Origin of the sequence: Haemophilus sp. Marseille-P9675 (genome assembly GCF_916862695.1) — a bacterium.
Taxonomy (GTDB): domain Bacteria; phylum Pseudomonadota; class Gammaproteobacteria; order Enterobacterales; family Pasteurellaceae; genus Haemophilus; species Haemophilus haemolyticus_K.
Genome location: NZ_CAKASP010000002.1, coordinates 374,131 through 390,674 on the forward strand (window position 1 = coordinate 374,131; position 16,544 = coordinate 390,674).

Genomic DNA, 16,544 nt, shown 5'->3' on the forward strand with positions numbered 1-16,544 from the left:
AGAATTCATTGCATTTTGCGGATCGGTATTCATCGTTTATTTTTGACCGCACTTTTAAGGAATCCACATGACTGTACCAACCTTATATCAGTGGCGTAAAGCCGAATTGATTTATCCTGATAGACCTAATAAATCTTATGCAGCAAAACGTTTACGTTATCGTCTTCGTTCACTCTTACATTGGAAAACAATAAAAAAATTTGAAGCCTTCGTTAATCAAACTCCAGTTCTGATTAACTTACTAACACAACGTCCCAATTATAGCTATCCCTTAGTTCATCGTTTTTTAGATAAACGTTTCAATACCCAAAAACGTTTATCAACCATTTGTGATAATTTTCTATTTGTACCACAAAAATTATCAAACCTATCTCCTTCTATTTTAGAAACCCCAATTTCTTTTGGTGAAATTATTCCTGATTTTGAATTGCTATTCATGCTAAGCAATCACCAACCAATGGAAGGTTTTTGGACATTAGAGTTACGTTATAAACCCACTGATACTGAAGTTTATCTACTCACATTTGGGAAGTTAGAGGAGGCATTGCTTATTTCTGTTGTGCAAGGCCCAAATTTTGAAGGCGCTAAAGAAATGGTAAAACAACTCACTAAAACTTGCCACGGATTACGCCCAGCCTATCTAATGGTTGAAATAATGAAATCGCTCACAAAAATATTAGGCTATGACAAACTTTATGGTATTCCTCAAAAATACCAAAACAAATCTCGCTTTGTTCAAAGTAAACATTTTGTGGTTGATTATGACGCCATATTTTCAGAAGCTGGTGGTGAACGAAAAAATTATTGGATGTTACCTCTTATTAGAGATACAAACCTAGACGATGTTCCAAGTAAAAAACGCTCAATGTATCGTAAACGTTATGCTATGTTAGATGAAATTGAAACCACACTTAAAAATAAACTTCAAATGTAAATCTTCCGTGCAGATCAATGTCTGCACCTATTTTTTCTATTGAAAAATTTTTCCTTTTCGTCATAAATTTATGCTATCGTAGCTGAGATTATTTATTCCATTTCATTTGAATAGGAGAGACTGATGACAACTCAATTAGATTCACTTCGTAATATGACCGTTGTGGTTGCTGATACTGGCGATATTGAGGCCATAAAAAAATACCAACCACAAGATGCGACAACTAACCCATCTTTAATTTTAAGTGCATCTTCCCTACCACAATATTCACCACTTATTGACGAAGCTGTTTCTTACGCAAAAGCACAAAGCAATGACAAATCCCAACAACTCATTGATGCAGAAGATAAATTAGCGGTAAACATTGGTTTAGAAATTTTAAAAATCGTTCCGGGACGTATCTCTACTGAAGTGGATGCCCGTCTTTCTTATGACACGCAAGCAACCGTTGAAAAAGCACGTAAATTAATTGCACTTTACAATGCTGCTGGTATTTCAAATGATCGCATTCTGATCAAAATTGCATCCACATGGCAAGGAATTCGTGCTGCAGAAATCCTTGAAAAAGAAGGCATCAACTGTAACTTAACCTTATTATTCTCTGAAGCTCAAGCTCGTGCTTGTGCAGAAGCAGGCGTTTACTTAATTTCTCCATTCGTAGGCCGTATTTTAGACTGGTACAAAGCAAACTCCGATAAAAAAGAATATGCGCCAGCAGAAGACCCAGGTGTTATTTCTGTTACCAAAATCTATAATTACTACAAAGAATATGGCTACAACACCGTTGTGATGGGCGCAAGCTTCCGTAATGTAGGTGAAATTACTGAACTTGCAGGTTGTGATCGTTTAACTATTGCTCCTGCATTACTGAAAGAATTACAAGAAAATTCAACCGCACTTGTACGCAAACTAGAATACAAAGGCGAAGTAAAAGCGAAACCACAACCATTAACAGAGGCTGAATTCTATTGGCAACATAATAGCGATGCGATGGCAGTAGAAAAATTAGCAGATGGCATTCGTAAATTTGCTGCTGACCAAGAAAAATTGGAGACTATGCTTTCATCAAAACTTTAGTCATATGAAAGTGATAACATATCTTTATGTCAAAACTCGCCATAGCCATATATGGCGAGTTTTTTATTTAGAAATTAAAAATGAATTATTTCTGTATTGTTTCTTCTCTATCTTGATGTAAATCATCCTCATCGATTAACAATTCTGCCGTTTCATCATTTAAAGCCTGAGCATCAGCATGAGGTTTAATAAAAGGTTTTGGCGTCCAATACTTTTTCACAATTTCATTAGAAAAACCATGCAGAACTTCCTCATTTAGACGTTCTTGATCCAATGCTCGCACTTCTTTAATGACTTCATCAGCCTCAATCTTATCAATGCCAAGTTTCATCAATGTTGCTTGGCTAAGCGCAATGGCGGATTCAAAAGTTTCACGCACAATAAAGTCCACATCTTGCTTAATTAGGCTCACGGTCGTTTTTCTATCATAAGTGCGGGTTAAAATCGGCAAGTTTGGATAAGCCCCTTTAAGTTGGCTCACAATCGTTTCAATGCGATCTGTATCATTAATACCAATCACCACACATTTAGCTTTTTCAATTCCAGCGGCGTAAAGTACATCCAAACGAATACCATCACCATAATAGACTTTAAAACCAAATTTTGCCGCAGCACGGATATTTTCTATATTACGATCAATCACTGAAACGCTGATGCCACGGATTAATAATGTTTGACATACGATCTGGCTAAAACGCCCAAAACCAATTACAAGCACGTTATCTTCTAAATCATCAATAGGCGACAGATCGCTCGTATCTGGTTGAGTCGCCGATTTTCTCTCTCCACATTGCGCTAATTTACGAGTAATTTGTGTAATAAATGGAGAAAACAACATGGAAATAATTACCGCTGCAGTAAAAGTAGCGTTTTCATGGTTGCTCATTACGCCTGCTGTTGTTGCGGCAGAGAAAAGTACGAAAGCAAATTCACCACCGTGCGCCAAGAGTGACATTCTTCCTACTGCTTCTCTATGTTCTAAGCGAGTGATTCGGGCAACGACATAAACGGAAAGCCCTTTGCCAATAATGTAAAGAAATACAATTCCGAGTAGTAATAACCAGTGATTAAACACTAACATCAAATCCAATGACATCCCCACGCCCATAAAAAACAGGCCAAGCAATAAACCACGAAATGGCTCGATATCCGCTTCTAATTGATGGCGGAACGAAGACTCTGACAGCATAACGCCCGCTACAAATGCCCCCATTGCCATTGAAAGTCCACCTATTTCCATGGCTAATGCCGCGCCAAGTACAACTAATAAAGCGGCTGCTGTCATCATCTCGCGAATATGTGCTTTAGAAATTAATCGGAATAACGGATTCATTAACCATTTACCCGCAACAATCAAGCCGATTACCGCGCCTAATGCGATGCCGATTGACATCCAATCGGTATGAGTGCTTTCTTCAGAATGAGGCGCAAGAAACGCCACTGATGCCAATAATGGTACAATAGCAATATCTTCAAAAATTAAAGTCGAAATAATTCGCTGACCTTTAGATGTGCTGGTAATACAACGTTCTTCCAAAGTTTGCATCACAATAGCAGTTGAAGAAAGTGTAAATCCCATGCCTGCTATAAACGCGACTTCTTTCGGTAAATCGAGCAAATAAATTCCAGCTAAAGTAAGTAATGCACCACAGCATCCCACTTGCAAAAAACCACGTACAAAAATTGCTTTTCTCATTGCCCAAAGGCGTTCAGGGTGCATTTCAAGACCAATAATAAATAAAAACATTACCACACCAAGTTCAGCCAAATGCACAACTGCAGCAGGATCTTGAATTATGCCAAATACAGAAGGCCCAATTAGACAACCTGCCACCAAATAACCTAACACACTACCAAGACCAAGGTGTTTAAATAGTGGCACAATGGTTACACTGGAAGCGAGTAAAATAACGGTTTTGATGAGTTCATGGTTAGCTAGATGCTCAATAGTATTCGACATAAAAACGCTCAATAAAACTGAAATGTAGCTTGTATTTTAGCCTGTTTTATTGAAATAAAGAACACATCAATTATCTAAACTTGCTATAATTCTTCACAACTTTTAACCGCACTTTTACTTATGACGTTACAATTTAATATCGTCGCCTTATTATTGGTGATTTTAATTATTCTCGGATTACTCAGCCATAATAGCGCGATCACAATTTCTGCTGCTGTCTTGCTCATTATGCAACAAACTTTTTTATCACAGTATATTCCTTGGATCGATCAATATGGTTTAAAACTAGGAATTATGGTTTTAACCCTCGGTGTCCTCAGCCCTTTAGTGTCAGGGAAAATTCCATTGCCTGAACTTTCTTCCTTTATTCACTGGAAAATGTTTTCCTCTATCGGCGTTGGTATTTTTGTAGCCTGGCTTGCAGGCCAAGGTGTTGACTTAATGACAAATCAACCCGTTCTCGTCACAGGGCTTATGATTGGTACGGTTATCGGCGTATCTTTCTTTGGCGGTATACCCGTTGGCCCACTTATTGCTGCAGGTATATTAGCTTTACTTTTAGGGAAAATTTAAATGAAAAACAAATATCTCACTCTTGCAGCTTTAAGCGGTTTCTTCTGTGTCGCACTAGGTGCATTTGCGGCACATGGTTTAAGCCATGTATTAGAAGCCAAAGCATTATCATGGATTGATACGAGTTTAAAATATCAAATGTTCCATACCATTGCAGTACTTGCCGTTGCATTATCTGCTTTACGTGACAACAAATTCGCCCGATTATCCATGGCTTCTTGGTTAATTGGAACCTTATTATTTAGTGGAAGTTTATACGCCCTCGCTTTCGGAGCAAGCAATGCAATAGTGTGGATTACGCCTATTGGCGGAACTTTATTTTTAATCGGATGGATTAGCTTAGCTTACGGAAGTTTCAAAAGTAAATCGCTATGAAAAACAGATCGGTAAAACACGCATTAACACCTTTACAACAATCTCTTTTTTCTCAATTAAATGATATCATGTTGGTGGATAAACGCCGTTTATCTGCCCGCATTCATGGTATTGGAAAAATTAAAAGCCAAGAAGCTCAGCAAGCAGTGGCTGCTGAAATCCAACAGCAAATTGAACAGGCTCAATTACGTGTAGAAAATCGTAAAAGTGCGGTGCAAAATCCCATCATTTTTCCAGAGAGTTTGCCCGTTAGTCAACGTAAAGCAGAAATTCAAAAACTGCTTTCTGAACATCAGGTCATTGTGGTGGCAGGGGAAACCGGTTCAGGTAAAACCACCCAATTGCCGAAAATGTGTTTGGAATTAGGTTTCGGCAATTTAGGCATGATTGGTCATACTCAACCACGCCGTATTGCCGCTCGTTCGGTGGCGGCGCGTATTGCGGAAGAACTGGAAACGGAGCTTGGCGATTTAGTTGGCTATAAGGTTCGTTTTAACGATCAAATCAGTGATGATACGCAAATCAAGTTGATGACTGACGGGATCCTGTTAGCTGAAATTCAAAACGATCGTTTCTTCAATCAATATTCTTGTTTGATTATTGACGAAGCCCACGAACGTAGCCTAAATAACGATTTTATTCTCGGTTATCTGAAACAGCTTTTACCACGTCGTCGTGATTTAAAACTTATCATCACTTCTGCAACTATTGATGTGGAACGTTTTTCTAAACATTTCAACAATGCCCCGATTATTGAAGTCTCGGGCAGAACCTATCCTGTTGAAGTGCGTTATCGTCCTACAGTAGAAGAAGACGAACAAGATCAGCTACAAGGCATTCTTAATGCGGTGGATGAACTGCAAGCAGAAGGTCGTGGCGATATTTTGATCTTTATGAACGGTGAACGAGAAATTCGCGATACCGCTGAAGCTTTACAAAAACAAAACCTAAAACACACGGAAATTCTACCGCTCTTTGCTCGCTTGTCTGCGCAAGAACAGAATAAAATTTTCCATCCGAGCAGTTTAAATCGCATTGTATTAGCAACCAACGTCGCGGAAACTTCATTGACCGTTCCTGGCATTAAATATGTGATTGACCCAGGTACTGCGCGAATTTCCCGTTATAGCTATCGCACTAAAGTACAACGTTTACCAATTGAACCTATTTCACAGGCCTCTGCTAATCAGCGTAAAGGTCGTTGTGGTCGAGTGAGTGAAGGGATCTGTATTCGTTTATATTCGGAAGAGGATTTTAATTCTCGTCCGGAGTTTACCGCTCCTGAAATTTTACGCACCAATTTAGCCTCCGTTATTTTGCAAATGACGGCATTGGGTTTGGATGATATTGAAGCTTTCCCGTTTGTTGATGCGCCGGATAAACGGCATATTCAAGATGGTGTGAAGTTGTTGGAAGAGTTGGGGGCGTTTGAAACCATTCAAACCAAATCGTGTGAAAAACGTCGATTAACGACAATCGGTCGCCAACTTGCCCAACTCCCTGTGGATCCACGTTTGGCGAAGATGTTGCTGACCGCTGTCTCACAAAGTGCGTTGCATGAAGTGATGATTATTGTCGCGGCGTTATCCATTCAAGATCCTCGCGAGCGCCCACAAGAAAAACAACAAGCTTCCGATGAAAAACATCGTCGTTTTGCCGATAAAAAATCCGATTTCTTGGCGTTTTTAAATCTTTGGCATTATCTACAAGAACAACAAAAAGAATTGAGTAAAAACCAATTCCGTCGTCAGTGCCAAAAGGATTTTTTAAATTATTTGCGCATTCGCGAATGGCAGGATATTTATCACCAAATTCGTCTTGCCGTGCGTGAAATGGGCTTGCCGATTAATTCGGAAAAAGCCGAATATCAGCAAATTCACACCGCATTTTTAAGTGGTTTGCTGTCGCATATCGGTTTAAAAGAAGCGGAAAAACAACAATATCTTGGCGCACGTAATGCCCATTTTGCAATTTTCCCCAATTCTGTACTTTTCAAAAAACAACCGAAATGGGTGATGGCGGCAGAGTTAGTGGAAACCTCCAAGCTTTGGGGGCGTATGGTGGCGGAAATCGAGCCAGAATGGATCGAGCCGCTAGCCGAGCATTTAATTAAAAAATCCTATTCAGAACCGCGTTGGTCAAAATCTCGTGGGGCGGTGATTGCAGATGAAAAAGTCACGCTTTACGGTGTGCCGATTGTGGCTGCTCGACCAGTGAATTACGGTTCTATTGATCCGACGGTAAGCCGCGAGATCTTCATTCAATCTGCCTTAGTGGAAGGGGATTGGAATACCAAACATAAATTCTTCAAAGAAAATCAACGACTCGTTCGAGAAGTAGAAGAGTTGGAGCACAAAAGCCGTCGCCGTGATATTTTGGTAGATGACCGCACGCTTTTTGAATTTTACGATCAGCGTATTGGTACGGAAGTGGTTTCTCAAAAACATTTCGATACCTGGTGGAAAAAGGCGCAGCAAAAAGATCCGGAATTGCTTAATTTTGAACGCTCATTCTTGATTAATGATGATGCGGAGCAAGTGAGTAAGTTGGATTTCCCGAATTTCTGGCATCAAGGCAATTTAAAACTCAAATTAACTTATCAATTTGAACCGGGTACTGATGCGGACGGCGTGACGGTGCATATTCCGTTGCCATTGGTCAACCAAGTGGAAATGACCGGCTTTGATTGGCAAATTCCAGGCTTGCGTGAAGAGCTGGTGATTGCGCTTATTAAATCTCTGCCGAAATCTTATCGCCGGAACTTTGTGCCTGCACCTAATTACGCCCAAGCCTTTTTAAGTCGAGCCGTGCCATTGGAGAAACCGTTATTAGATACGCTAATTTATGAATTACGTCGCATGACGGGCGTCACCGTAGAGGCGGAACATTGGAATTGGGAACAAATTCCAAGCCATTTGAAAATGACGTTCCGTGTGGTGGATGAAAATGGCAAGAAAATTGCCGAATCCATGAATTTGGACGAGCTGAAATTTAACTTAAAAGATCGTGTACAGGAAAGTATTTCTGCTGTGGCACATGATGGTATTGAACAAAGCGGGCTACATATTTGGAGCTTTGCAGATTTACCACAATGTTACGAACAAAAACAGCGTGGTTTTAGCGTCAAAGCGTTCCCGGCCATCGTAGATGAAAAAGATGCGGTAGGTATTAAACTGTTTGAAACAGAGCTTGAGCAAGCAGTGGCAATGCAACAAGGTTTGCGTCGCTTGTTGCTGCTCAATGTACCGTCACCGATTAAATATCTGCATGAAAAATTGCCGAATAAAGCTAAATTGGGGCTGTATTTTACCCCGTTCGGTCGTGTGTTGGATTTGATCGATGACTGTATCGCTTGTGCCGTGGATAAACTGATTGCCGATTTTGGCGGTTTTGTATGGGATGAGGCAGGCTTTGAAAAATTGCGTGATTTCGTGCGGGAAAACCTTAACGAAGTGACCGTAGATATTGCACAAAAAGTGGAGCAAATCCTATCCCTTAACCATGCCTTAAACCAAGGTTTAAAAGGCAAAATGGATTTCACTATGGCCTTTGCATTGTCGGATATTAAATCACAACTTGCGGATCTTATTTATCAAGGTTTTGTGCAAAAAAGCGGTTATTATCGTTTACCAGATTTATTACGTTATTTACAGGCAATAGGCAAACGCTTAGATAAACTTACCCAAGATACAAATCGAGATCGTGCAGCAATGCTACGCGTGGAAAAAGTGCAACAAGCCTACCAACAACTTCTTGCTAAACTGCCAAAATCTAAACCAATTTCCGATGAAATTGCAGAAATTCGCTATATGATTGAGGAATTGCGTGTGAGTTTATTTGCGCAGCAGTTAGGCACAAAGTATCAGGTATCGGATAAGAGAATTTTGAATATAATGAGAGAAATATAAATAAAGATACTCATAGAAATAATATAAGCAATATGTAATCACTCTATTTTACTGGATTACAAGCTTACTATTCAAATAGTACTTATTTGGAGATGTAGTTCGTTTATTTAATTAGGCAACCTATTTAGCATAATTATCCGATAGATACCATTCTACTGTTTTACGAAGTCCTTGTTCAAAAGTTATTTGCGGTTGCCAACCCAATTCTGCATGAATTTTAGAACAATCCAATGAATATCGCACATCGTGGCCAGGTCGGTCTTTTACAAAAGTAATTAAATCTTCGTAATACTTAATGTGATTAGGCTTATTTGGCACAAGTTCTTCGAGTAATTGGCAAATTGTTTTAACCACTTCAAGGTTTGTTTTTTCACAATTTCCACCGATATTATAGTTTTCCCCGACTCGACCTTTTGTCAAAACTAAATATAAAGCTTGAACATGATCTTCCACAAATAACCAATCACGAATCTGCTGCCCATCACCATAAATTGGCAAAGGCTTTCCCATCACAGCATTTGAAATTATTAAAGGGATAAGTTTTTCAGCATGCTGATAAGCCCCATAGTTATTGGAACTGTTTGTGATAATCACCGGCAAACCGTAAGTGCGATACCACGCGTGAACCAAATGGTCACTCGCGGCTTTTGAGGCTGAATAAGGACTGCTAGGATGATAAGGGGACTGTTCGGTAAAGTCTGGTTCGGAAAGGGATAAATCCCCATATACTTCATCAGTAGAAATATGGTGGAATCGAAAGGTCGTTTTTTTAGCTTCGTCTAAGGTATACCAATAATTCTTAGCAACCTCTAACAACGTATAAGTACCAACAATATTGGTTTGAATAAAATCAGCTGCTCCCATAATAGAACGATCGACATGACTTTCTGCCGCCAAATGCATCACTGCATCCGGCTGATATTTCTCAAAAACACTTTCTATCGCCTTAAGATCACAAATATCAACTTGCTCAAAAGTATAGCGAGGGTTATTTTCTACCTCTTTCAAAGCTGACTGATTTGCTGCATAAGTTAGTTTATCAATATTGATAACAGAATCTTGAGTATGGTTAATGATATATCGAATAAGGGCGGAACCGATGAAGCCAGAACCGCCGGTGATTAAGAGTTTTTTTATCATTTTTTATAAGAGAAAGTACCCTATGTACCTATAATTAGGTTATAGAAACTATATAGTAAAAATGAAAACCTTACTTCTTTCATCATAAAACCTCTCCAATTATGAAGTATATTTAACTCGCAATGACATAAATGGTTTTTCAACAACATTAAAAGTTAAAAAAGCAATCATAATGACAATTGGTACCTTCCATATAAAAGCAATAAATAGGTCAATTAATGTAGTTGGAGGTGAATACGAAAATATTCTATCAAGGATTTCATCAAGCATCCCAATGATAGGTAGATGTAATAAATAAATTGAAAAGCTTAACTCACCTAACCTTGCCAAAACATTATCTAAGATCTTAGAATTAAACAGACTCATAGATAAATAAGAAATAATCACTCCCCCCCAACATATAGCTTCAATAGTAAAGGATAAGAAACTTCTTTTACCAAAACTTAGCGATAATATTAGCAATGATAAGATTAATAACAATAGTGATATAACGTTATTATTTTTTATAGATTGAACTAATCTTGTTTTATATATTATTGCAAATAACATTCCTATAAGAAATTGATCTAAACGACCAATAATAGAGTGATATAAATTAGAATAAATTGCCCCTCCTTTTAGAACGACCAGATTGAATTTAATCAATACTATTAATAATATAAGACCAAGTAAGTACTTGACACCAAATCTAGATAAGAATAAAGCAAGAAAAGGAAATAACAGATAAAATTGGAATTCGACACCAATCGTCCAAATTGGTCCGCTCGGGTAAAACTGGTGCCCCCACCCTGTATATTCATGTCCAGTGTTAAGCTGCAATGTTAATATCCTAAAAATATCCATGGGTGTGGAAGTTTGTCGACTTGCTGTAATTACAACAAAGACTAACAGAACCATCATAGGAAATATTCTTAATATACGATTATAAATAAATCCTGAATACTTGATTTTCTTATGACCTAAATCGCTAATTAAACAGAAGAGGAACCCCGTTAATACCAAAAACAAACTTACGCCAGCTGAACCATTAAAAATCCAGTTTTTGATAAAACCGCTCAATGAAGAAAAAGCCCCTAACAAGCCAGTATCTTCAGGTAGAAGATTGATATTACCTTTCATATGGACAAGAATAACAAGTAGAGCAGCAAAGAATCGTAAATGATCTAAGCGTGTTATATAATTAAGATTTAATGATTTCACTTTTATTTTCCCGAAATAAGTATCTAATAAGCCCCGTCCCTTTTCAAAACAACATTTACCGTTTTAAACAAAATAGCAATATCATTCCAGAGTGACCAGTTTTTTACATACCAAGAATCGAAGTAAACGCGGGTATCATAATCCACATCATTACGCCCGCTTACTTGCCATAGCCCTGTCATGCCTGGTTTTGCCATTAAGTAATAATCTACATCATCTTGATAGCGTTCTAACTCATCAGCAACAATAGGGCGTGGACCTACTAAGCTCATTTCTCCTTTTAATACATTAAATAACTGCGGTAATTCATCTAAGCTGGTTTTACGAATAAATGCCCCAATTTTGGTAATGCGTGGATCATTTTTTAGTTTGAAATCCTTTTCCCATTCTGCTCTTGCCTCAGGATCATTTGCTAATAGTTCTTCCAAGACTTCTTTTGAATTAACTACCATTGATCTAAATTTTAAACATTTAAATGTTTTACCATTTCGACCAATTCTAGGGTGTCCATAAATAGCGTTACCCCCATCTTTTTTAACTGTATAATAGAGATAAAGAAGAACAGGAGAAAGCATAGTGATAATGGCTAAAGATCCAAAAATATCCATAGTACGCTTTAATATTCTTGATGAACGTTTCGCCAGATTATTATTTATTCTCATAAATAACATTTCGTGACTAAATAATAGCGACATATCTGTGCTATATAATGGAATCCCCGCAACATTTGGAATAACAGAGATTGAACGATAATTATTTTTTGCTAGGTATCTTAACCAAGCATATAATTTATCTTCATCATTTAAAGTAAGAACAAACTGAACGGTTTCTTTATCTAAGGATAAATACGAAATCACATCCAAATTATCAGAGACTACTTCAACTTGCCCTGTTTTTTTATTGATTATCAAGTTGGGAGAAACAATATATCTAATATCAAATCCCAGATAAGATTCTGTGATTAGTGCTTGATAAACTTCTCTTAACCTTTCTCCATCCCCAATAATAATCGTTTCTTTTTTATAAATTCCCCACTTTAGCAAGAGTTTTTTCATTAAGACTCTAGCTGTTGGGAATAGAATAAAAATGATTAACCAAGTAAATACCCAAAATGTTCGAGAAACATAGAGTTTAGAGAGTGCAACAATGGCAAGTTCAATAATAAAGAAGATGATTAGTGTTCGAATCACTTCCTTTAATTCAAACCAAAATGGCTTACGGTAAGTATAATGTCTTAATCGCAACCAGAACCAAGAAACACAACAAAGTGACATAACTAAATGAATATAAATATATTCATCTGATTGTTCACTAGGGAAATAGCTATGCCCTGCGCCAAAGAAGTTAAGCAGTGGGAAGATTAATAAAATAGGTAAAAACAAAGATAAAAAATCACTAAAAAAAAGAATAATCTTTGATAATGTAATCTGTGTCCATTTAGTCATTGGCATTACCTTTATTTGTTAATTCTAAAATAAAGCTTTTCATACTAGGATACTTATCCAAATCAAATTTTCTTGAGAAAAAATGACCGCTCTTTTTCGCAAATAAAAGCTGAGCTTTATCTGATTCGCTATCTGTCCAAGTATGCGGAGCCCCATCCCACCAATTAATATAACGAAGGTTCCCCTGAAAATCTTCAGGTTGATCTTTTAAGCGAATAGGCGAATAAATTTTATGTTGTAAGTTTAATTTATTTATCATTGTTGGTATAAATATCTCATCACCAAAAACAGAGTAATAAAATATATCTTTAATTAAAGCCTGATTTTTAACTAATAATTGTGTACTCTCTAGATCTATTGATAGCCAATTGGACGCATAGTCCACTTCGATTCGGTATTTATCTAACCTATTGATCCTAAGTGCTTTTTGAATAGTGATTTCTAATTTTCTATAAAGACTAATTGCTTTTCTTATAACTTTATTATTCGTACTTCTTGAACCTATATTAGAGAAATAATGAGCATATTTTACGCGTTCATCAACTCGATTCTTTAGGGCGATTTCTTCACTCACTAACGACAAAAAAATTTTTTCAGGATTAGCTTCAAAGAAAGAATAAATTTCATCATTACTTGCTAAGGGTAAATCTACACCTGACAACAAATGAAAATAGCTATAATCATTAGATTCTAATGCCCAAGAAAAGAGTTTCATTTCCGCTTCAATCTGAGAATACCCGCCCCAATGAATAGTGCATTCTTGAGAAAAATAGATATTTGACTCTTTCGCCACCTTAGTAATCTTATTTTTAACTTCAGCAGAAAAATTAGACTTTTTATCTACGAGAATATAAATATCATGATATTTATAATCCAATAGAGAAACTAAAAATGCTAACTGTTCAAATTTATTATGAGCAATAATTAAATAAGCATGCTTATTTTTAATCATACTTTCCATTTGAAAATAGTTTTAAAGGATGTTGTTAAGTCGGTATCAAAAACACGATAAATGTCATTGATATTTTGAACAGGTTTATCTTCAAAAATAATATTTTTAAAACGATTTTGAAGACGTTTATTTGCCATTATGTTTATTGCGGTTTCAAAATCTGTACGTCCAGATCTCGATGAACCTACAACAGTTAACCCTTTTTCCAGAATATCACGTGTATTTACGGCAATTTTATTGTCACTTACGCCCATCAAAATGACTGTACCTTGCGGTTTAATATATTTAATTATATCGTCAATGGCATATTCACTCCCTGTACCACCGCAACATTCAAAAGCGTGATCAAAAGAAAAATCTTCAGGGATTTCACTAGTTAAATAGGTTTTATCTACAAAATTAAACATACTCAACTTTTCGTGATTACGCCCAATTACGGTGATTTTAATTTTAGGGAATAACGCATTAAGCACCGTTGCTGTCACATAGGATAAACTACCGTCGCCAATAATTACCACCTGTTCTCTAACAGGATGAGAAATGCAATTAAAACGTTCAACCGCATGAGCAGCCACACTTACAAACTCTGAAATAACCGCAACGGTATCATCTATGTCATCATATTTTACAAGGCGATCAGGAGGAAGTTGCACAACTTCTTGCATAAATCCATCGAAACCGCTAGAAAGGAATTTTGTTCCTTTCATGTAATTTTCATAGAAAATTTCATCGCTTGCTTCTGGAGGTTGATTAGGAATCATCACCACTTTTTGTCCAACACTAAATGTTTTGGTTGGATCAGAAACAACTATACCGCAAGATTCGTGAATTAACGCCATCGGCAACTTTTTCGCTAGAATACTCGGTTCTCTCTTTCCTTGAAAATAACGCTGATCTGCATGACACAATGCCATATAAAGAGGGCGAACTAATACCTTATCATTTTGATTAACTGAAATATCTTCATATTTAATCATGATATTTTTAGGACGAACAAGCTGAAAAACTTGATTTAGCATTTACGCCTCCTCTAGCATCGCACGTGCAATTTTAAGATCCGTAATCGTCGTAATTTTAATATTGGAATATTCGCCTCTCGCCAAAGCAACTTGCTTATCACTGATAACAAAGATTTTACAAGCATCGGTCAAAATTTCTTTTTGCTCTGCAGAAAGTGCGTGATAAAGCGATAGAAACTCTTGGCATTTAAAAGACTGAGGCGTTTGCCCTTGATATAAATATTTACGTTCAGGAATATCCGTAATAAACGTATTATTTTTGCTTTCTACAATCGTATCTGTGGCTTCCACAACGGTATCAACAGCGTCATATTGTTGAGCGAGCTCAATATTTTCCCGAATCGTTTTTAATGTTAAAAATGGGCGAACGGAATCGTGTGTCACAATGATATCTTTATCTGTAATAGGACGACGTGCATTAATGGCATTGATCACATTCTCAATAGTCGAATTACGATCAACTCCACCTTCAGTAACTAAAATACGTTCGGTATGTGCACTCAAATATTTATCAATAAGATCTTCAGTATAGCTTACCCAATCAGGGTGAACGCCCAGTACAATCTTTTCAAACTCAGGTACAAGAAGAAATTTTTCAACAGTATGAATTAGAATTGGCTTGGTACCTAATTCTAAGAATTGTTTTGGCATATCTGTAATACCCATACGAGTGCCTTTACCACCCGCTAAAATTCCAGCGTAGATCATATTAATATCCTAATTTTTTAATATCATTCTTTGCAAAGCAAACAGAATAAGATAAAGCACATAGAAATAAAAATAATGGTGTGTTATCAATAATAGTACTAAACATAATAACAAACCACATAATAATAACAAATTTCATATCTCTTCCTTTTTTAATAAAAAGCAAGATAAAAGGAAGGAAATAAATCAAAAATAATGTTATCCCACCTTGCACTAAAGTACTTAAAATCCCATTACTATAACCTGTATTAGGTCGGATAGACATATTCATATATTTAAAAATCGCTTCTAAATGGGTGTAACCATTTCCAACAATAGGGCTATCTAACCAAGCTATTATACCTGCATGAATATCATCAACACGCATGGATGCGGAACCTGTTTGCGCTTTATCTAATGCAAGGTTATAAAGAAATAATATAGTTGCATAAAGTAATACAGGACTTAATGAAAGTAAGAGACGTATTCTCTTTCTGGTTAGTTTATTCCTAAAGTAGAATTTATATAATAATATAAAGATAGATAAGAATATTCCTGTTGTAGATAACACACTAAAAATACTAACAAGAATAATCAAGGCTTTTATATTGATACTTTTTTTACTCCGTTTATCTAAGAAAAGTAGATTAACAAACGCAACTAAAAGAACAATATTAAATATAGGACCTTCAACAAAAATTGAAGTATTACGCCAGCCTTCAAAGCCCAATAGGTTAATTTTTTGAGTTTCGAAATATAGATAATAATACCCATTAATTAGCCTACCATCTTCATCCGCCCAAATTGAAGTTAAATAGGAATTTGGTTCAATAATATCTAGAAGACTCCCTGCTAACCAAAAAAATAATGAAATTGAAGCTATAATAAAAACAATATCAGAGTATTTATGCAATAAATAGACAAGTCTATTATTCAAATAAAATACTCTACAAACAATCCAAAAGATAGGTAATAAAAGAATAATATTAAATATAAAAGCCAATATTCCATCTTTTATTATAAGAACATTATAAAAAAGTAAAGCTCCGGATACTATATAATACAGCACAATCCCTAGCAAGGACTTTTTTTCTAATCTTAAGCTATTAATATTTAATAATAATATAAACATTGATACAATTAAGATAAGTATTTTTACTATTCTATCATTATGTGCCCCATCTAAAAGATGAATAAAAATACTTCTTGTTGATATTACTATCAATAAGAAAAACAAATATTCTAGAAAAGAAGATAGTTTTCTACTCATCATA

The 16,544-nt window shown here is 36.3% G+C and carries 13 protein-coding genes; 5 read left to right on the plus strand and 8 right to left on the minus strand.

Annotated elements, in window-relative coordinates:
• Positions 1-67 precede the first annotated feature (67 nt).
• Positions 68-934 (plus strand): VirK/YbjX family protein, encoded by an 867-nt coding sequence (locus LIX50_RS05450; protein ID WP_048952757.1) that lies wholly within the window; start codon positions 68-70, stop codon positions 932-934.
• 123 nt (positions 935-1,057) lie between these two features.
• Entirely contained in the window at positions 1,058-2,011 is a 954-nt protein-coding gene (gene tal / locus LIX50_RS05455; protein ID WP_048952756.1) for a transaldolase, read from the plus strand.
• Positions 2,012-2,096: 85 nt separating this feature from the next.
• Here the strand turns inward: tal and LIX50_RS05460 are convergent, their stop codons facing one another.
• Positions 2,097-3,959: a monovalent cation:proton antiporter-2 (CPA2) family protein gene (locus LIX50_RS05460; RefSeq protein ID WP_140449886.1), complete on the minus strand. Its 1,863-nt coding sequence runs from the start codon at positions 3,957-3,959 to the stop codon at positions 2,097-2,099.
• 132 nt (positions 3,960-4,091) lie between these two features.
• Here LIX50_RS05460 and LIX50_RS05465 point away from each other — a divergent pair, with 132 nt between their 5' ends.
• Genes LIX50_RS05465 through hrpA form a run of 3 tightly spaced genes read left to right on the plus strand, consistent with a single transcriptional unit; the run spans position 4,092 to position 8,827 of the window.
• Complete coding sequence (locus tag LIX50_RS05465; protein ID WP_048952754.1) at positions 4,092-4,544, plus strand: DUF441 domain-containing protein; 453 nt, start codon at positions 4,092-4,094, stop codon at positions 4,542-4,544.
• Positions 4,545-4,919: a DUF423 domain-containing protein gene (locus tag LIX50_RS05470; RefSeq protein WP_048952753.1), complete on the plus strand. Its 375-nt coding sequence runs from the start codon at positions 4,545-4,547 to the stop codon at positions 4,917-4,919. It abuts the gene before it with no gap.
• The gene (hrpA, locus tag LIX50_RS05475; protein ID WP_048952752.1) at positions 4,916-8,827 is read left to right on the plus strand and encodes an ATP-dependent RNA helicase HrpA; all 3,912 of its coding nucleotides are present in this window, start codon (positions 4,916-4,918) and stop codon (positions 8,825-8,827) included. The genes LIX50_RS05470 and hrpA overlap by 4 nt, the downstream gene beginning before the upstream one ends.
• Before the next feature lie 120 nt (positions 8,828-8,947).
• On the opposite strand, the gene rfbB is transcribed toward hrpA, so the two are convergent.
• The 7 genes from rfbB to LIX50_RS05510 all read right to left on the minus strand — a co-directional run bounded on the left by rfbB (position 8,948) and on the right by LIX50_RS05510 (position 16,543).
• The gene (rfbB, locus tag LIX50_RS05480) at positions 8,948-9,967 is read right to left on the minus strand and encodes a dTDP-glucose 4,6-dehydratase (protein WP_080351517.1); all 1,020 of its coding nucleotides are present in this window, start codon (positions 9,965-9,967) and stop codon (positions 8,948-8,950) included.
• A gap of 99 nt (positions 9,968-10,066) precedes the next feature.
• Positions 10,067-11,167, minus strand: coding sequence for an acyltransferase family protein (locus LIX50_RS05485; RefSeq protein ID WP_080351516.1), 1,101 nt, complete (start codon positions 11,165-11,167; stop codon positions 10,067-10,069).
• Between the two features lie 23 nt (positions 11,168-11,190).
• Positions 11,191-12,612, minus strand: coding sequence for an undecaprenyl-phosphate galactose phosphotransferase WbaP (gene wbaP / locus LIX50_RS05490; RefSeq protein WP_048952750.1), 1,422 nt, complete (start codon positions 12,610-12,612; stop codon positions 11,191-11,193).
• Positions 12,605-13,573 (minus strand): beta-1,6-N-acetylglucosaminyltransferase, encoded by a 969-nt coding sequence (locus tag LIX50_RS05495; RefSeq protein ID WP_204371007.1) that lies wholly within the window; start codon positions 13,571-13,573, stop codon positions 12,605-12,607. Before LIX50_RS05495 ends, wbaP begins: the two co-directional genes overlap by 8 nt.
• Positions 13,561-14,583 (minus strand): alcohol dehydrogenase catalytic domain-containing protein, encoded by a 1,023-nt coding sequence (locus LIX50_RS05500; protein ID WP_048952748.1) that lies wholly within the window; start codon positions 14,581-14,583, stop codon positions 13,561-13,563. The genes LIX50_RS05495 and LIX50_RS05500 overlap by 13 nt, the downstream gene beginning before the upstream one ends.
• Positions 14,584-15,291, minus strand: coding sequence for a 2-C-methyl-D-erythritol 4-phosphate cytidylyltransferase (locus LIX50_RS05505; protein ID WP_111407668.1), 708 nt, complete (start codon positions 15,289-15,291; stop codon positions 14,584-14,586).
• A 1-nt stretch (position 15,292) separates the two neighbouring features.
• Positions 15,293-16,543, minus strand: coding sequence for an O-antigen ligase family protein (locus LIX50_RS05510; RefSeq protein ID WP_048952746.1), 1,251 nt, complete (start codon positions 16,541-16,543; stop codon positions 15,293-15,295).
• Position 16,544: the final 1 nt, after the last annotated feature.